We start from the raw sequence: 16,797 nt of genomic DNA, 5'->3' as shown, positions 1-16,797 counted from the left end.
CGTCAGCTGGCCCTTCCACATCGTGCCGATCCAGTTGAAGAACTTCACACCGGTCGGAACCGCGATGAGGAACGTCATGAAGGCGAAGAACGGCAGCAGCACGGCGCCGGTCGCGTACATGTGGTGCGCCCACACGGCGACGGACAGGGCCGCGATGCCGAGCGTCGCGTAGACCAGGCCGTTGTAACCGAAGATCGGCTTGCGGCTGAACACCGGGAAGATCTCCGACACGATGCCGAAGAACGGCAACGCGACGATGTAGACCTCGGGGTGCNCCGGTCGCGTACATGTGGTGCGCCCACACGGCGACGGACAGGGCCGCGATGCCGAGCGTCGCGTAGACCAGGCCGTTGTAACCGAAGATCGGCTTGCGGCTGAACACCGGGAAGATCTCCGACACGATGCCGAAGAACGGCAACGCGACGATGTAGACCTCGGGGTGCCCGAAGAACCAGAAGAGGTGCTGCCACAGGATCACGCCGCCGTTGGCGGGGTCGAACACGTGGGCGCCGAGATGCCGGTCCGCCAGCAGGCCGAGCAGGGCCGCGGTCAGGATCGGGAACGCGAGCAGCACCAGCACCGACGTCACCAGGATGTTCCAGGTGAAGATCGGCATCCGGAACATCGTCATGCCGGGCGCGCGCAGGCAGACCACGGTGGTGATCATGTTCACCGCGCCGAGGATCGTGCCGAGACCACCGACCACCAGGCCGGAGATCCACAGGTCGGCACCGACACCGGGCGAGTGGATGGCGTTGCTCAGCGGCGTGTACGCGAACCAGCCGAAGTCAGCCGCACCACCGGGGGTGATGAAGCCGGCCATCACGATCAGGCCGCCGAAGAGGTACAGCCAGTACGAGAACGCGTTCAGCCGCGGGAACGCGACGTCGGGCGAGCCGATCTGCAGCGGGAGCACGAAGTTCGCGAAGCCGAAGACGATCGGGGTCGCGTACAGCAGCAGCATCACGGTGCCGTGCATCGTGAAGAGCTGGTTGAACTGCTCCTGCGAGAGGAACTGCATGCCGGGCCGGGCCAGCTCGGTCCGCATCAGCATGGCCATCGCGCCGCCGACCATGAAGAAGGCGAACGAGGTGACCAGGTACATGATGCCGATTTGCTTGTGGTCCGTGGTGCGGAACATCCGCAGCAGGAAGGACCCCTTGACCGCAGTGCGCGTCGGATAAGGACGCGTTGCGATCGGCTGCGGGGCTACGGCCGTCACGGTGCCTCCAGGCCTTGGTGGGACCAGTTCGTTCGGGAAACTCCCCGGGATATTAGACGGAGCCGATCAGCTCCATTCGGGTGGGCCATGGCCGGTGGCCAGCGGCGTAGCGCACGTCACACGTATCCTGCCGCCGTGCTCCGATTGCTCGCTGTCGCCGCCGTCCTGTCGCTGGCCGCCTGTGGTTCCCCCGCCACGCACAACTCGGCGGACGTCGCGTTCGCCCAGGGGATGGTCCCCCACCACGAGCAGGCGCTGGAGATGACCGAGATGGTCGACTCCCGCACGTCGAACACGCACGTGATCGACCTGGCCAAGCGCATCGCTTCCGCGCAGCAGCCGGAGATCGACCGCATGAACGGCTGGCTGCGCTCGTGGAACGCCCCCGTCGCGGCGTCGTCGCACACGTCGCACGGCCACGCCGAGGACCACGGCATGGTCGATCTGGGCAACCTCGCCGACCTGGACGGCACCGAGTTCGACCGCCAGTGGCTCTCGCTGATGATCCAGCACCACCGCGGCGCCGTGGAGATGGCGAAGAAGCACCTCTCCGCCGGCACCGACCCGGAGACCCGCAAGCTGGCTCAGGACGTGGTGACGCACCAGGAGAAGGAGATCTCGGAAATGGAGTCGCTCCTGCCGCAGGGCTGATGCCAGCCTTCTTGCGGTGAGCACCTCAGCAGCAGTACGCGCCGCTGTCTCGGTCGCCGCGTCTTTCGGCGTGGTGTCGACCGATCCGGTGGTGTTGCAGGACGGCAGCAACTACATCGTCCACCTGCGCCCGGCCCCGGTCGTCGCCCGGATCGCTCGGCGCACGGCCCTGGTGCGTCCCTCTGTGGCCGATCACCTGGCCCGTGACCTGTCGGTGTCCGCTTTCCTGGCCTCGCGCGGTGTTCCGGTCGTGGCGCCTTCCGCCGAGCTGCCTCCTGGGCCGCACTTGTCTGACGGGTTCGTGCTCACGTTCAGCACTCACGTTCCGCACGACCCTTCGGTCGAGCTGACGCGGCCCGAGGTGCTCAAGCTGCTGCCCGACCTGCACGCGGAGCTTCGGTCGTACGCGGGTCCGTTGCCTTTGCGCGGCCCGTTGGACGACGTCGACAACACGCTGGCCTACCTCGAAGGCCGCGGGGTGGCGGTGGAGGAGTTCCGGGAGCGCCGGGACGAACTGCTGGAGTCGTGGGACGCGCACTACAACGACGTCCAGCCGCTGCACGGCGACTCGCACTACGGCAACGTCCTGATGACGGCTGCCGGCCCGGTCTGGAACGACTTCGAGGACACGTGGCGCGGCCCTGTCGCGTGGGACGTCGCCTGCCTGGCGGGTGCACGCGGCAAAGAGGCCGCCCAGCGCGCCGTGGAGATCTACGGCGGCGGGGCGGCCCCTTCGGACGTCGAGTTCCAGCTGGAAGCCCGAATCCTGTTCGGCACGCTCTGGGGCGTGCTCATGGAGAACTCTTAGGCGCGGCGCCTGCGCAGCACCAGCAACACGGCCGCACCGGCAGCGACGAGCGCAGCGCCCAGGCCGAGCAGCCAGGCGGACCCGAAGCCGGTGGACGCGAGGTCGTCGGTCTCAGCGACCGGCACGGGCGCGACCGTGGTGGTCGTGGTCGGCGCGACTTCCTCGCTGGAGGCGGAGGTGGAGGTCGAGGTCGGCGTCGACGAGTGCGTCACCGTCGAGGTGGACGTCGACGTGGAGGTCTCACTCGACGAGCTGCTCGTGCTGGTCGGCGGCTGCTCGTCGACGATGCCGCAGCCGTACCAGTGGCTGATCTGCGGGAGCTGCCCACCGTTGTTGAACGGCGACCGCAGGTCCTCCCACGGCAGCGTCGCGCCGAGCTTGTCCGCGAGGTAGACGTTGAACTTGTCCCCGCCCTTGACCACGATGCCCGTGACCTTGACGCCGGTGGGCAGCGCGGTGATGTCCAGGTGCTGCTGGTTGTCACCACCGGTGTACGTGAACTTGTTCGGGTGGATCGTGGTCCCGGTCAGCCCACCGACGGTGCAGGCCTCGGGGTGGTTGATGTCGACGTTCTTGAGGAACGGCGTCGCACGGGGGTCGTCCGTGGTCGGCTCGTCCGCGAAGGCGGTGGTCGCAAGGGCAAGCGTGGCCACAGCGGCCACGGCGGCCGAAGCGAGCAGGCCGGCTCTTCTCAGGGGCGTCAAACGCATCGGGTTACTCCGTGGGGGCTCGGCGGGATGCCGCGATCTAAGACGATCGACGTCGCCCGAACGGGTTAGATGACGATCAACTGCGGCCTTGTGGCCTAGTTGTTATTCGTCTGTGAAGTCGCGTGCCCGAACGACCGAACGCCGAAGGGGCCGGCGAACCGGCCCCTTCAGCAACACAGGAGAACGAAGCTCAGTCGTTCTGCTCGACCTCGGCGGGTCGCAGGAACACAGTGCCGCCACCGTTGGGCATGCGCCTGAACCAGTCGACGGGAGTCACTGGCTGCCCGACCACCGGACCGACCCCGGTCGGAAGATGGGGAAGGTGCACGCCAGGAGTCTGCGACGACTGCGGCCGGTGGAGTGGTTGGTTCGGGGTGGTCATCGGTTCCTTCTCGAAAGGGATCAAATACTCGAGTTTGTCTTTCCGAGCAGTGAGGAACGCAGAAGTTGACCTAGAACTGCGCGAAGGCGTCGATCCGCGACAACAGGATCTGCCTGCCAGTGCTCAGTCGCCTCCACCAGCATGGATTCGAACGACATTGCCGCTCTATCGCCTTGCTGCAACCTGGCTACAAGCCAGCTCGCGTCAGTGTCGAGCCAGAAGATCTCGGGCGGTTGTACCACACGAGCTCCCACCATTCGTCCGGTTTCAGCAACCCGAAACCGCACACCTGGCAATACGTGAAGATAGTCGTCATCGTTCAGTTCGACACTCTGGGCGAGACGGTCCAGATCAGACTGCCCACCCGCCTCATCTGTGGGAATGCCCGCGAGTCCGTGCAACAACCAGCGCGCGTCGGCACGCAGATCGTTCTCGTGGGCGAGCAGCCAGTCACCGATCTCGTCGGCCCGTTCCCGCGCCTTGGGCAGCAGGGAGATCGGGCCGAGTCCTTCGGTTCTGGCCGAGATGAAGAACTGCGCCAGGCAGCTGTACGCATGCCATGCCGCGAACGTCTGCTCCAGCGGCCACCTGGCGTGCGACCACGAAGTCTCGAAGCACTCGACGTCCTCGGCATGCACGTCGAGGAACTCGCGGGTGATCGCGAGATCGAAGAACTTCTCGTGCGCGCCCTCGTGCACGAGCGCCTCAGCCACTTCGATCGGAGTGGCGGGCTCGTCGATCAGCACGATGCCCGGCACGTAACGCGAAGACGCTGACACCACACCACCCGACGTCTCCGCCTTCAGCACGGCGAGCATCGACACGTGGACAAGGAGGTCGTCGGCCATCTTCGGCACCAACCGCCGCAACAGCCGAACACCCTCGGCCACGATCGAGGCCACAGCCTCGAACCGCTCCCCGTCCGCAGCGGTCAACGGAGCGGGCGCCGCACCCGGTGGAGCGACGATCCGCAACGGCGCTTCCAGCAGATCAACCGCCTTCGGGTCCTCCACGAGCAGTACACCGACGTCGCGCACCCGCAGGCCAGCGACCCGGTGCAGCACGGCCGGATCCAGGTCGCCGTGCCCCGCCAGGGATCGACCGATCTCGTAGCGCACGAGCGGGTGGTCGAGGAGGTTGTCCGACAACCCGATGCCAGGTGCGAACAAATCGACCGCGAGGCGATACAGCGCCCGCCGCTCGGCGACCAGCTTCGACGCAGGCGAGATCGCCGCATGAAGCGCATGCGTGCTCGCAGCGGGCGCACCCATCTCGGACCCCTACTCACGTCCCCCGACGCCATGGAGTCATGGGCCCGCCACACAGCGACGCGCCCTGATGGCGCGAAACCATAAAGCATACCGTGATCTGCACAACACCGGGACCCCCTACAACGGCCGGTGCCCCGGTCGGCGTCCGAAGACGCAGGCCGGGGCACCGGTCTGGCTGGTTCTGCTCATCAGCCGAACATGACGCTGGTGACGTTCACGAAGCCGACCACGGCGAGCGCGACGACCGAGACGGCGACCATCGTGAGAACGCGGCGCCAGCCGATCGCGGTGACGGCGACTGCGACGGTGGCGGCGATTCCGAGAGCACTTCCTGCGGACATCTCGATTCCCTCCCGACTAGGCGAGTACGTGATCCGGGTGTGGGCGGTCCCAGGCGCCTCGCCTGCGTAAAGGATCGCGTAGTTGTAGGTTGTCTGTCAACGGTCGCCAGGTTGCCAGACAAGTTGCAACCAGACTGCGAGAGGCCTAAACTGAACCAATGCCCGTCGACGATTCCCATCTCGGCGAGAGCTGGGCGCTCTCGCCCGACTCGCGACGGCCGCTGCCGGAGCTCATCGAGCAGAAGCTCCGCGAGCAGATCATCGGCGGCACGCTCAAGGCCGGTGACCGCCTCCCCACCGAGCCGGAACTGGCCCGCAAACTCGATGTCGCCCGCAGCTCGCTGCGTACAGCTCTGCAGCGACTGCAGCTGCAGGGCATCGTCGAGGTGCGCCGCGGCCTCGGCTGGTACGTCCGCCGCACCGACCTCGCCGCCGTCGAGGAGCACCTGGAGGGCAGGCTCGCCGCACGTCAGTTCGTGCAGACCGACCTGCTGGAGGTGCGAATCGCGCTGGAGACCACGGCCGCGAGCCTGGCCGCGGTCCGCGCGGGCGACGGTGAGCTCGACGAGCTGGCCAAGCTGAACCGCCGCTACCAGCGCGCACCGGTCGACGACGTGCAGGAGGTGATCGAGTCGGACGAGGAGTTCCACTCGGCACTGATGCGCGCGTCGCACAACGAGCTGCTGGAGCAGATGTACCAGGTGCTGGTGCCGGGGCTGCAGGACTGCAAGCGGCACGCGCACCCGTCCCGCGAGGTGCACATCCGGTCGGCGAACGAGCACGAGCAGATCATCTGGTTCCTGCGCAGGCACGACGAGGTGGGCGCGAAGAGCGCCATGACCACCCACCTGCTCGGCCTGTACAACGACCTCACCACCGACGACTCCAAAGCGAGAGCCACCCTCAACACGTACGTGGGGGTGTCGGACAACCCGATCTGGAACCCGAGACGCTGATACGGCATCGACCGAACGGGTCTGGCGCCGCTGCGACATCACTCCCACCATGTATGGACGACCGGTGGAGTGAGGGGGCGGGCGACGAGTGGTGGCGGCGCGCAGGCACAAACAGGCGCTGGCCGTCGCAGTTCTGCTCATCCTGGTCGCCGCGGCGGACCTGACCGCGGTCCTGCTCTGGCAACCGACCTCGCGCAGCCTGCCGCACGACGTGCTGGTGGTGCTGTGGCCGTTGCCCGCACTGATCGGCATCGTGATCGGCGCGTACGAACTCTTCGTGCACAGCCGCCTGGTCAGCGAGATCGGCCGGATCGCCGGCCCCGGCATCGTCGAGCACCTGCTGCCCGGTGACGTCCTGCGCACGTTCCTGACGACGATCTACGGCAGCAACGACGCGAACCAGGACGTGATCTCCGGGGTGCTGGGCGGCAACGGCCTGCGCCCGCACGGCAAGGACCTGACCATCAGCACCAACACCACGGTGAAGATGGAGCTGCAGGGCATCGACACGAAGACCTACCACCTGGTGACGACGCAGACCTACCAGTTCCGGCACAACGTCCCCGTCGACCGCTTCGTCATCTTCGCCACCAGCAACGTGCTGCTGCGCGACACGATCAGCGCTGCGTGCCGCTACCCCCTGTTCGAGCTCTACTACATCACCGACCCGTCGCTGTTCCTCGAGTCCGTCGACGATCTGCTCGGCTCCACGCAGATCGCGGTGGACTACATCGACCACGCCGGCGCCGGGCGATCCGCAGCACCGAGCCAGATCCCGCCGGTCGAGGTGCGGTTCGACCAGTGGCCGAACTACCTGACTTTCTTCCGCGAGTCGATGGGCACGATGCGCAAGCTCAGCCCGCACGATCACCTCAGCGATCTGCGCATCTTCGAGTGCGACCTCAGCGCGATCGCGGACGACCACATCGTCAGTGCCATCCAGGGACTCAGTGTTCGATCACGCACGCTCCAGCGCACCAACGAAGGTTTCTGCTACTGGCAGCCGCCGTATCCGTCCTATGTGGAGCAGATCAGCTTCGACGCCCGCAAACTCGGTGTCGACCACTCCCCTGAGCACGAGTTCAGCATCATGCCGTTCCTCTTCCGCTCTGCCACGGTGACCGGACAGTGGCTGAAGGCGGACGACCTGGACGACCTCACCGTCCGGTCGTGGCTTCTCCCCGGTCACGGGGTGGCTCTGATGTGGCGGGAAGCCCGATATTGACCGTGCCACCGTTCGGTGCGCGGCGGAACCAGTCGACTCTGTTCACTGCCTCGCCCGGCGAGCTCGGATATTCAGGAGGCACAGGAATTCCGGGGTTCGACGGCACCGCCGCAGTCGAGCTGTCGTCCTCTGGCAACGTGCGGTCGGGGGTCATCGCGTCCCCTCCTCCTCTGTCACCATGAAGTCTATCGGGAATCACGACTTCGCCGACACTGGTTGCCAGCCAACGAACTTGATCTCATATCGGTAACCGAGCTTCGTGTTCTTCGACCGCCAATGGACACCGTTGCCGTGTCGGCACGTGCTCGACTGGAGTATGGACTCTTCGCCGTCAACCTGCTCATCACGGTTCTGACTTGCTTCAACGAGGTAACGCGCAAGCGGAGATGGGTACAGCTCAAGGCTCTCCTCACCGATCAAGTGGACGTCGACTTCGTCCGTCAGGTACGAAATATCGATCATGTGCGACTCCTCCGTGAATAGAGCCGGCATGCTTTCGTTGAACGCGATCTCCAACGTGACGCGACATTTGGACTTGCCCACCTCCAGTGGTACCGGCACGTGGACCACCCATTCTTCAAAAACGAGACCGGTGTACTGCTGTCCTTCTACGGTCGACCGCCGCCTGCGGTCATAGGACTGGCGCACGTCGTGGACTCGCCCATCAACCACCATGCGACGTAGCGATGCGCTTTGCCACGCAGGGGCGCCTGACTTCGCACTGGAGAACACCGGAAACGCGATCCAGTGCACCGCGACGTCCCGCTCCGCCTCCACTTCGAGATCGACCGTGTAGGTGCCGCTGCCGCCAGGGCTGACCACAAGCCGGTCTGTGCGCTTGCGCATCCGCACGTGTCGAGACACGTGGGCTTCCAGATCGCGCAACGATCGCAACAGGGCGATCCGCTGCTGCAACGTCGTGCTGATGATCCAGAGCAACACCAGGAAAGTCGCCGCTCCCGCGGCGTACATGACCCAGTTGAGAACTTCGAAGAGCTGCTTCTTGTCAGCTTCGTTCCGGAGACTGACGAGCGTGGCGGCGACGGTCAACAGGACGCTGACGGCACCTGAGGCGAACGCGGCGACAGCGGGCGAGGTACCCGATCTGACCGGATCTGCCATCGCGTGTCCTCTGGCTCGATCAACAGGTCATCCAGGGTAAGCAGACCGGGAAAGCGACCGGCACTGTCGTCACCCGTTCGGCTCGTCGCGCAAGCGAGCGCAAGAACTTGCGTACACTTGCGCCATGACGCAACGGAGGCTGGCCGAGGTCGCGGCCAAGGTCGGGGTCAGCGAGGCCACCGTCAGCCGGGTGCTGAACGGGAAGCCGGGGGTGTCGGACGCCACGCGATCTGCTGTGCTCACGGCGCTGGACGTGCTGGGCTATGAGCGGCCCACGCAGCTCAGGGGTGAGCGCGCGAGGCTTGTGGGTCTCGTGCTCCCTGAGCTGCAGAACCCGATCTTCCCCGCGTTCGCGGACGTGGTCGGCAACGCGCTGGCGCAGCGGGGGTTCACGCCCGTTCTGTGCACCAGGACCGCTGGTGGGGTCACCGAGGCCGAGTACCTGGAACTGCTGCTTGAGCAGCACGTCAGCGGCATTGTGTTCGCGGGTGGGCTGTATGCGCAGAAGGACGCCAGCCACGGGCACTACCAGCAGATGATGAGCCGGAAGCTGCCGGCGGTGCTGGTCAACGCGGCCATCGACGACCTGGCGTTTCCGCGGGTTTCGTGTGACGACGCGGTGGCGGTGGAGCAGGCGTACGGGCACCTGCTCTCACTCGGGCACAAGCGGATCGGGGCGGTGCTCGGGCCGCCGGATCACGTGCCCAGCCAGCGGAAGCTCGAAGCCATCAACAAGCAGGGCGGGGCGGACGTCGAGCACGCCATGTTCAGCCTTGAAGGTGGGCAGGCGGCGGCGACGAAGCTGGTGCAGCGCGGGGTCACGGCGATCATCTGTGCGAGCGACCCGCTGGCGCTGGGTGCGATCAGGGCCGTCAGACGAGCTGGGCTGGACGTGCCGAAGGACATGTCGATCATCGGGTACGACGATTCGGCGTTCATGACCTGCACTGATCCGCCGCTCACGACTGTGCGGCAGCCGATTGAGGCCATGGGCAGGGCCGCCGTCGAACTCCTCGCGAACCAGATCTCGGGCAACGCGGTGGCGCCGGACGAGTTGTTGTTCGAGCCGGAACTGGTGGTGAGGGCCTCCACGGCGCCCGTCCGGTAGGGCAGTCGGCTTCTTGCGAGTTTCAGTCTAGATATTGCGTTCAGATGTAACGGCGTCTTATGGTCGCCGTCACATCGACGCGCTCGCGAGAAGGGCGGCCCCACCATGAAGAAGTCCGCTGCCGTGCTGATTTGCGGTGTCCTGGCCATAAGCGCAGTCGGCTGTGGGAGCGGTTCCACGACCGAACCGGGCGGCAAGGTCGTCGTCAACATCAACGGCCAGCCACCGCAGACCCAGCCGTTCGACCGTCAGGTGTTCGACGAGGACGTCGCGGAGTTCGAGAAGCAGAACCAGGACATCGACCTCGTGCCGCACGAGGGGTTCATGGACCCGAAGACGTTCAGCGCCAAGCTCGCCGGCGGTCAGCTGGAGGACGTCTTCTACGTCTACTTCACAGATCCCGCGTCGCTCATCGCCAGAAAACAGGCCGCCGACCTCACGGACTACGTGAAGGACGTCAAGTACTACGGCGACCTCAAGCAGGAGCTCAAGGACGTCTTCACGGTCGACGGCAAGGTCTACGGCCTCCCGACCGCGAACTACACGATGGGCCTGCTCTACAGCCGCACCAACTTCACCAAGGCCGGCCTCGATCCCAACAACCCGCCTAAGACGTGGGACGACGTGCGAAGTGCCGCCAAGAAGCTCAAGGACGCCGGTGTCACCGGGTTCGCCGAGTACAGCAAGAGCAACCAGGGCGGCTGGCACTTCACGACGTGGATGAAGTCCGTCGGCGGTGACATCGCGCGCAAGGACGGCGACACCTACAAAGCAGACTTCAACAACGACAAGGGCAAGGAAGTCCTGCGCCGCCTCAAGGAGATGCGCTGGGACGACAACTCCATGGGCGAGAAGCAGCTCCTGGAGATCGCCGACGTGCAGAACATGATGGGCGCGGGCCAGCTCGGCATGTACCTCGCGGCACCGGACAACGTCGCCACGATCGTCAACCAGTTCAAGGGCAAGTACGACGACTACGGGCTGGCGGCGATCCCCGGCCAGCAGGGCACGCTGCTCGGCGGCGAGGGGTACATGATCAACCCCAAGGCCACGCCGGAGAAGATCAAGGCCGGCCTCAAGTGGGTGCAGTGGAAGTACCTGAACCCGGACCGCCTCGAAAGCAACCTGCAGAAGTACAAGGACCGCGGCCAGCCCGTCGGACTGCCGATCCCGCCGATCGCCGACATCTGGACCGGTGAGCCGCGCAGCAAGCAGGAAGCGCTCAAGGGCAAGTACGCCACCATGCCCGTGCAGAACTTCCAGGCCTATGTGGACGGTTCCGAGCGCACGAGGGGTTCGCTCGAACCGCCGCAGGCGCAGCAGGTCTACGCGATCCTCGACAACGTCGTGCAGGCGACGCTGACGAACAAGGACGCCGACCACGCCGCGTTGCTGAAGGACGCCGAGACGAAGGTCAACGCCGTCCTGGCCCAGGTGAAGTAGGTGCGGCGCCACGTCACCGCGTACGGCTTTCTGAGTGCCGCACTGGTCGTCTTCGCGGTGTTCTCCTGGTGGCCCATCGTGCGCGGGGTGGTCCTGAGCTTCCAGCAGGTCAACTTCGTCACGAGTCCCGACTGGGTGGGCTGGGAGAACTTCGAACGGCTCTTCGCGGACCCGCTGTTCGTGGTGGCGTGGCGCAACACGTTGTACTTCACGGTCCTGGCACTCGTCATCGGCTTCGGAGTCCCGTTCCTGACGGCCGTGGTGCTCAACGAACTGCGGCACGCCAAGGGTTACTTCCGCCTGCTGGTCTACCTGCCGGTGATGCTCCCGCCGGTCGTCACGGCGTTGCTGTGGAAGTGGTTCTACGACCCGGGGCCCGGCCTGTTCAACTCAGTCCTAAGAGGACTCGGCCTGCCCACGAGCCAATGGCTCGACTCCAGCAGCACCAGCATGATCAGCCTCGTGCTGGTGATCACGTGGGCGAACATGGGCAGCGCGACGCTGATCTACCTGGCCGCGCTGCAGACCATCCCCGGCGAGCTGTACGAGGCGGCGGACCTGGACGGCGCGGGCATCCTCAAGAAGGTCTGGCACGTCACCATCCCGCAGACCAAGTTCGTGATCCTCATGCTGCTGCTCCTGCAGGTGGTCGCGACCATGCAGATCTTCACCGAGCCGTTCGTCATGACCGGCGGCGGCCCGGAGGAGTCGACGGTCACCGTGCTGCTCCTGCTTTACCGCTACGCCTTCTACTACAACGACTTCGGCACCGCGAGCGCACTGAGCCTGATCCTGTTCGCGGTGCTGGGCGTCTTCTCCTTCCTCTACCTCAAGATCACCAGGAAGGCGGACGCATGAGAACCCTCACCAAGGGCAGCGGCCCTGCCTACTGGGTGGTCCTCGCCCTCACGCTGGTCCTGTTCACCGCGGCGTTCCTGGTCCCGCTGATCTGGGTGCTGGTCGGCGCGTTCAAGCCACCGGCCGAACTCGCGCGGCAGCCACCGACGATCCTGCCGGAGACCTGGGAACCGGGCGCGTACGTCGACGCGTGGAACTACATGGACCTGGGCCAGTTCTTCCTCAACACGTTCGTCGTCGCGATCGGCGCGTGGGCCGTGCAGATGGCCGTGATCGTCCCGGCGGCCTACGCGCTGAGCAAGCTGAGGCCCTGGGGAGGCAACCTGGTCCTCGGCCTGATGCTCGCCACGCTGATGTTGCCCGCGACGGCGCTGCTGGTCCCGCTCTACCTCACGATCACGGACCTCGACCTGCTCAACAACCCGGCGGGCATCTGGCTGCCGTTCGCGGCCAACGCGCTGAACGTCTACCTGCTCAAGCGGTTCTTCGACCAGATCCCGGAAGAACTGCTGGAAGCAGCGAGGATCGACGGCGCGGGCACCTGGACCACGCTGATCAGAATCGTCCTGCCCATCTCGCGGCCCATCCTCGCCGTCGTCTCGATCTTCGCGGTCGTCGCGGCCTGGAAGGACTTCATCTGGCCGCTGCTCGTGTTCTCCGACCCGGCGAAGCAGACGCTCAGCGTGGCACTGCAGCGCTTCGCCCCCGACACACCGATCAACCTCCTGCTCGCCGGCCTCGTGCTGGCGAGCCTGCCGATGGTCGCGCTGTTCCTGGCGTTCCAGCGGCACATCCTCGCGGGGCTCACCGCGGGCGGCGTAAAAGGCTGAAAGGACTCCAGATGAGTTGGTGGCGCAACGCATCCATCTACCAGGTCTACCTGCGCAGCTTCGCGGACGGCAACGGGGACGGCGTGGGCGACCTGGCCGGCCTCCGCGCCAAGCTCCAGCACATCGCGGGCCTCGGCTTCGACGCGATCTGGCTCAACCCGTGGTACCCGAGCCCGCTCGCCGACGGTGGCTACGACGTTGCGGACTACCGCGACATCGAGCCGGTGTTCGGGTCGCTCGCCGACGCCGAGAAGCTCATCGCGGACGCGCACGGGCTCGGCATCCGGATCATCATCGACCTGGTCCCGAACCACTGCAGCGACCAGCACCCGTGGTTCAAGGAAGGCCTGTGGGATCGCTTCCACATCCGTGAGGGCGAGGAGATCCCCAACGACTGGCAGTCGCGGTTCGGCGGCCCGGCGTGGAGCAAGCTGCCCGACGGTCGCTGGTACCTGCACCTCTACGCCGCCGAGCAGCCCGACTTCAACTGGGAGAACCCGGCCGTCGAGGACGAGTTCGAGGACATCCTGCGGTTCTGGCTCGACCGCGGCGTCGACGGGTTCCGCATCGACGTGGCGGACGGCCTGGTCAAGGACTTCAGCAAGCCCGACGCCGACCAGCCCTACTCCGACCAGGACGGCGTGCACGAGATCTACCGGGAGTGGCGCCGGATCGTCGACGAGTACGACGGCGACCGGATTCTCGTCGGCGAGATGTGGCTGCCGGACCCCGTCCGGTTCGCCAGGTACCTGCGCCCCGACGAGATGCACAGCGCGTTCAACTTCGACTTCCTCTGCTGTCCCTGGAACGCCCAGGAGCTGCGCCAGGTCGTCGACGACACACTCGCCGCGCACGAACCCGTTGGCGCGCCACCGACCTGGGTTCTGTCCAATCACGACGTCACCCGGCACGTGACCCGTTATGGCCGCGAGAAAACGGGATTCTCGTTCGCGGACCGGCAGCACGGCGCCCCGACGGACTTCGAGCTGGGCACCAGACGGGCCCGCGCGGCGATCATGCTCACCGCGGCGCTGCCCGGTGGCGTGTACGTCTACCAGGGCGAGGAGCTCGGCCTGTGGGAGGTCGAGGACCTGCCCGACGACCTGCGCGAGGACCCGGTGTGGCACCGCTCCGGCTTCACCGACCGCGGCCGCGACGGCTGCCGGGTGCCGCTCCCCTGGGCCGCCGACGACGGCCCGAGCTGGCTGCCGCAGCCGGAGAACTGGCAGGACTTCTCGGTCGCGGCGCAGTCGGACGACCCTGAATCGATGCTCAGCCTCTACCGGCAGGTGTTCGCACACCGCCGCGCGCTCGACGGCGACCTGGAGTGGCTGGACCTCGGCGCGGACGTGCTGGCGTTCAAACGGGGCCAGCACACCTGCGTGGTGAACCTGTCGGAGAAGGCCATCGACCTCCCCGGCACGGCAACGTTGTCAAGCGTCCCGCTGGTCAACGGCCAGCTGCCGCCCGACGCCGCTGCCTGGTTGGGCTAGAAACGGGCCGCTGAGGTCTCACATCCGGGCATGCCCGAAAGCCGCGCCCCAGGTGGGCGCGGCTTTCGTCATGTGAAACGGGCGAAAATCGGGCAGGATCTCACTCAGTTGTGGTGGCGGCCACAACGTTACGTGGGTGTTTCATCTATGCACGGCCCGAACGGGCAACCACAGATCCGAGTGGGCAGGTGACATGCGAGCCGAGGAACGCAAGCGGCGCATCCTGGCCAGGGCCCGCGCCGACGGCCGCGTCGACGTGGTGGAGATGGCGCAGGAACTGCGCGTCGCCCCCGAGACGGTCAGACGCGACCTGCGCGTGCTCGACGAGCACGGCCTGGTGCGCCGCACGCACGGCGGCGGCGTCCCGGTCGAGAGCGCCGGCTTCGAGACCGGGCTGCGCTTCCGGGCGGGGTCGCACGTGCCGGAGAAGCGGCGGATCGCGAAGGCCGCCGCCGAACGGATCGACGACGCCGAGACCGTGTTCATCGACGAGGGCTTCACCCCGCAGCTCGTCGCCGAGGCGTTGCCGACCAGCAACCCGCTCACGATCATCACCGCGTCGCTGCCGACCGCGGCGGCGATGTCCGAACACCCGTCGTGCACCGTTCTGCTGCTGGGCGGGCGGGTCCGCGGCCACACACTGGCCACGGTGGACCACTGGACGACCAGGATGCTCGGCGAGATGGTCATCGACCTCGCCTACATCGGTGCCAACGGCATTTCCCGCGAGCACGGCCTGACCACGCCCGATCCGGCAGTCGGCGCGGTGAAGGCCAAGGCGCTCAACGCTTCCCGGCGGAAGATCTTCGTCGGCGTGCACACCAAGTTCGGCGTGTCCAGCTTCCACCGGTTCGCCGAGGTCACCGACCTCGAAGCGATCGTCACCGACAGCGGCCTCTCCGCTCACGAGGCCCACCGCTACACGTTGCTCGGCCCCAAGGTCATCAGAGCCTGACGTCCGCCTCATCTTTCGGGTGCGGTTCCCCCTCTTCAGCGCGCCCGAAATCCCCCGGAAAGGAAACGACGATGTCGTCGATCCGCACACACCTCCGCACATTCGGGGCCGCCACCGCTGTGTTGCTCCTAGCTTCCGCCTGCGCGGGCGCTGGAGGTGGTGGGGGCAGCAGCTCCGACTCGATCAACGTCCTGATGGTGAACAACCCGCAGATGCAGGACCTGCAGAAGCTCACCGCGGACAACTTCACCAAGGAGTCCGGCATCAAGGTGAACTTCACCGTGCTGCCGGAGAACGACGTCCGAGACAAGATCAGCCAGGACTTCTCCAGCCAGGCCGGCCAGTACGACGTCGCGACGATCTCCAACTACGAGACGCCGATGTACGCCAAGAACGGCTGGCTCGCGCCGATGGACGACTTCGTGTCCAAGGACAGCGCGTTCGACCAGGCCGACATCCTGGAGCCCATCCGGCAGTCGCTGACCGCCGCCGACGGCAAGGTGTACGCGCAGCCGTTCTACGGCGAATCGTCGTTCCTCATGTACCGCAAGGACATCTTCGAGGCCAAGGGCGTCACGCTGCCGGAGAAGCCGACCTGGCAGCAGGTCGCCGAGGCCGCCGCGAAGGTCGCCACGCCCGAGGTCCGCGGCATCTGCCTGCGCGGCCAGCCGGGCTGGGGCCAGGTGATGGCGCCGCTCACGACGGTCGTGAACACCTTCGGCGGCACGTGGTTCACGAAGGACTGGCAGGCGCAGGTCAACGCGCCGGAGTTCAAGGAGGCCACCAAGTTCTACGTCGACCTCGTCCGCAACCACGGCGAAGCGGGCGCCCCCCAAGCTGGTTTCGCCGAGTGCCTGAACAACATGACGCAGGGCAAGGTCGCGATGTGGTACGACGCCACGGTCGCCGCCGGTCTGCTCGAAGCCAACGACTCGCCGGTCAAGGGCAAGCTCGGCTTCACCCAGGCGCCCGTCGTGAAGACCGACAGCTCCGGCTGGCTCTACACCTGGGCGTTCGGCATCCAGAAGGCCTCGAAGAAGCAGGACGCGGCTTGGAAGTTCATCTCCTGGGCGTCCGGCAAGGGCTACGAGGAACTCGTCGGCAAGAACCTGGGCTGGTCGAAGGTGCCGGACGGCAAGCGTTCGTCGACCTACCAGCGCGCCGAGTACAAGCAGTCCTCCGGCACGTTCTCCGCGCAGGCCGAGGCCGCGATCAAGGGCGCGAAGCCGCTGAACCCCGGCGTGCAGGAACGTCCGGCGCCCGGCATCCAGTTCGTCGGCATCCCCGAGTTCACCGACCTGGGCACGCAGGTGTCGCAGCAGATCAGCTCGGCGATCGCCGGCGCCACCACCGTTGACGACGCGCTGAACAACTCCCAGCAGCTGGCGGAGAAGGTCGCCGCGAAGTACAAGGGGCAGTGAG

At 66.3% G+C, this 16,797-nt stretch carries 17 protein-coding genes and 1 pseudogene; 11 read left to right on the top strand and 7 right to left on the bottom strand.

The annotated features are described in order from the left end of the window. Both LFM09_RS35175 and LFM09_RS35170 read right to left on the bottom strand, forming a co-directional pair. Window positions 1-213, bottom strand: a 213-nt coding sequence (locus LFM09_RS35175; RefSeq protein WP_414100908.1) for a cbb3-type cytochrome c oxidase subunit I, incomplete at its 3' end; no start/stop codon positions are given. A 76-nt stretch (window positions 214-289) separates the two neighbouring features. Then, window positions 290-1,222: pseudogene (locus LFM09_RS35170) on the bottom strand (cbb3-type cytochrome c oxidase subunit I); the annotation flags it as partial. Between the two features lie 135 nt (window positions 1,223-1,357). Here LFM09_RS35170 and LFM09_RS35165 point away from each other — a divergent pair. Then, complete coding sequence (locus LFM09_RS35165) at window positions 1,358-1,873, top strand: DUF305 domain-containing protein (RefSeq protein ID WP_414100901.1); 516 nt, start codon at window positions 1,358-1,360, stop codon at window positions 1,871-1,873. A 16-nt stretch (window positions 1,874-1,889) separates the two neighbouring features. Beyond that, window positions 1,890-2,681, top strand: a complete 792-nt coding sequence (locus LFM09_RS35160) for a phosphotransferase family protein (RefSeq protein WP_414100900.1) — start codon at window positions 1,890-1,892, stop codon at window positions 2,679-2,681. Here the strand turns inward: LFM09_RS35160 and LFM09_RS35155 are convergent. From LFM09_RS35155 to LFM09_RS35140, 4 genes are all read right to left on the bottom strand, one after another. Next, window positions 2,678-3,391 (bottom strand): LPXTG cell wall anchor domain-containing protein, encoded by a 714-nt coding sequence (locus LFM09_RS35155; protein ID WP_414100899.1) that lies wholly within the window; start codon window positions 3,389-3,391, stop codon window positions 2,678-2,680. The two genes, LFM09_RS35160 and LFM09_RS35155, sit on opposite strands and share 4 nt — an antisense overlap. A 190-nt stretch (window positions 3,392-3,581) precedes the next feature. Further along, on the bottom strand, window positions 3,582-3,773 hold the full coding sequence (locus LFM09_RS35150) for a hypothetical protein (RefSeq protein ID WP_414100898.1): 192 nt from the start codon (window positions 3,771-3,773) through the stop codon (window positions 3,582-3,584). Between the two features lie 20 nt (window positions 3,774-3,793). Next, window positions 3,794-4,786: an aKG-HExxH-type peptide beta-hydroxylase gene (locus LFM09_RS35145; protein ID WP_414100897.1), complete on the bottom strand. Its 993-nt coding sequence runs from the start codon at window positions 4,784-4,786 to the stop codon at window positions 3,794-3,796. A 446-nt stretch (window positions 4,787-5,232) separates the two neighbouring features. Next, on the bottom strand, window positions 5,233-5,385 hold the full coding sequence (locus LFM09_RS35140) for a hypothetical protein (protein WP_414100896.1): 153 nt from the start codon (window positions 5,383-5,385) through the stop codon (window positions 5,233-5,235). Between the two features lie 158 nt (window positions 5,386-5,543). On the opposite strand from LFM09_RS35140, the gene LFM09_RS35135 reads away from it, so the two are divergent. Next, window positions 5,544-6,341, top strand: a complete 798-nt coding sequence (locus tag LFM09_RS35135; protein WP_414100895.1) for a FadR/GntR family transcriptional regulator — start codon at window positions 5,544-5,546, stop codon at window positions 6,339-6,341. Window positions 6,342-6,432: 91 nt separating this feature from the next. Beyond that, window positions 6,433-7,566: a hypothetical protein gene (locus LFM09_RS35130; protein WP_414100894.1), complete on the top strand. Its 1,134-nt coding sequence runs from the start codon at window positions 6,433-6,435 to the stop codon at window positions 7,564-7,566. A 195-nt stretch (window positions 7,567-7,761) separates the two neighbouring features. On the opposite strand, the gene LFM09_RS35125 is transcribed toward LFM09_RS35130, so the two are convergent. Then, entirely contained in the window at window positions 7,762-8,688 is a 927-nt protein-coding gene (locus tag LFM09_RS35125) for a hypothetical protein (RefSeq protein WP_414100893.1), read from the bottom strand. Window positions 8,689-8,812: 124 nt separating this feature from the next. Between LFM09_RS35125 and LFM09_RS35120 the strand changes: the two genes are divergently transcribed. From LFM09_RS35120 to LFM09_RS35090, 7 genes are all read left to right on the top strand, one after another. After that, the gene (locus LFM09_RS35120) at window positions 8,813-9,796 is read left to right on the top strand and encodes a LacI family DNA-binding transcriptional regulator (RefSeq protein ID WP_414100892.1); all 984 of its coding nucleotides are present in this window, start codon (window positions 8,813-8,815) and stop codon (window positions 9,794-9,796) included. Window positions 9,797-9,901: 105 nt separating this feature from the next. Next, window positions 9,902-11,239 carry an ABC transporter substrate-binding protein gene (locus LFM09_RS35115; protein WP_414100891.1) on the top strand — a complete coding sequence of 446 codons (1,338 nt, stop codon included), beginning with the start codon at window positions 9,902-9,904 and terminating at the stop codon, window positions 11,237-11,239. Next, the gene (locus LFM09_RS35110) at window positions 11,240-12,097 is read left to right on the top strand and encodes a carbohydrate ABC transporter permease (RefSeq protein WP_414100890.1); all 858 of its coding nucleotides are present in this window, start codon (window positions 11,240-11,242) and stop codon (window positions 12,095-12,097) included. It abuts the gene before it with no gap. Then, window positions 12,094-12,927, top strand: a complete 834-nt coding sequence (locus LFM09_RS35105) for a carbohydrate ABC transporter permease (protein WP_414100889.1) — start codon at window positions 12,094-12,096, stop codon at window positions 12,925-12,927. The genes LFM09_RS35110 and LFM09_RS35105 overlap by 4 nt, the downstream gene beginning before the upstream one ends. An 11-nt stretch (window positions 12,928-12,938) precedes the next feature. Next, the gene (locus LFM09_RS35100) at window positions 12,939-14,420 is read left to right on the top strand and encodes a glycoside hydrolase family 13 protein (RefSeq protein WP_414100888.1); all 1,482 of its coding nucleotides are present in this window, start codon (window positions 12,939-12,941) and stop codon (window positions 14,418-14,420) included. Between the two features lie 193 nt (window positions 14,421-14,613). Next, on the top strand, window positions 14,614-15,375 hold the full coding sequence (locus tag LFM09_RS35095; RefSeq protein ID WP_414100887.1) for a DeoR/GlpR family DNA-binding transcription regulator: 762 nt from the start codon (window positions 14,614-14,616) through the stop codon (window positions 15,373-15,375). A gap of 71 nt (window positions 15,376-15,446) precedes the next feature. Then, window positions 15,447-16,796, top strand: a complete 1,350-nt coding sequence (locus LFM09_RS35090; protein WP_414100886.1) for an ABC transporter substrate-binding protein — start codon at window positions 15,447-15,449, stop codon at window positions 16,794-16,796. Window position 16,797 lies beyond the last annotated feature (1 nt).

The sequence above is a fragment of the Lentzea alba genome, assembly GCF_047445655.1.
Taxonomy (GTDB): Bacteria; Actinomycetota; Actinomycetes; order Mycobacteriales; family Pseudonocardiaceae; genus Lentzea; species Lentzea alba_A.
This window is presented reverse-complemented; position numbering and strand designations above follow the sequence as displayed.

Coding starts and splice junctions, on each gene's coding strand:
- LFM09_RS35090 (WP_414100886.1), top strand. CDS start 15,447: ATGTCGTCGATCCGCACACACCTCCGCACATTCGGGGCCGCCACCGCT.
- LFM09_RS35120 (WP_414100892.1), top strand. CDS start 8,813: ATGACGCAACGGAGGCTGGCCGAGGTCGCGGCCAAGGTCGGGGTCAGC.
- LFM09_RS35100 (WP_414100888.1), top strand. CDS start 12,939: ATGAGTTGGTGGCGCAACGCATCCATCTACCAGGTCTACCTGCGCAGC.
- LFM09_RS35135 (WP_414100895.1), top strand. CDS start 5,544: ATGCCCGTCGACGATTCCCATCTCGGCGAGAGCTGGGCGCTCTCGCCC.
- LFM09_RS35095 (WP_414100887.1), top strand. CDS start 14,614: ATGCGAGCCGAGGAACGCAAGCGGCGCATCCTGGCCAGGGCCCGCGCC.
- LFM09_RS35125 (WP_414100893.1), bottom strand. CDS start 8,688: ATGGCAGATCCGGTCAGATCGGGTACCTCGCCCGCTGTCGCCGCGTTC.
- LFM09_RS35115 (WP_414100891.1), top strand. CDS start 9,902: ATGAAGAAGTCCGCTGCCGTGCTGATTTGCGGTGTCCTGGCCATAAGC.
- LFM09_RS35155 (WP_414100899.1), bottom strand. CDS start 3,391: ATGCGTTTGACGCCCCTGAGAAGAGCCGGCCTGCTCGCTTCGGCCGCC.
- LFM09_RS35150 (WP_414100898.1), bottom strand. CDS start 3,773: ATGACCACCCCGAACCAACCACTCCACCGGCCGCAGTCGTCGCAGACT.
- LFM09_RS35140 (WP_414100896.1), bottom strand. CDS start 5,385: ATGTCCGCAGGAAGTGCTCTCGGAATCGCCGCCACCGTCGCAGTCGCC.
- LFM09_RS35105 (WP_414100889.1), top strand. CDS start 12,094: ATGAGAACCCTCACCAAGGGCAGCGGCCCTGCCTACTGGGTGGTCCTC.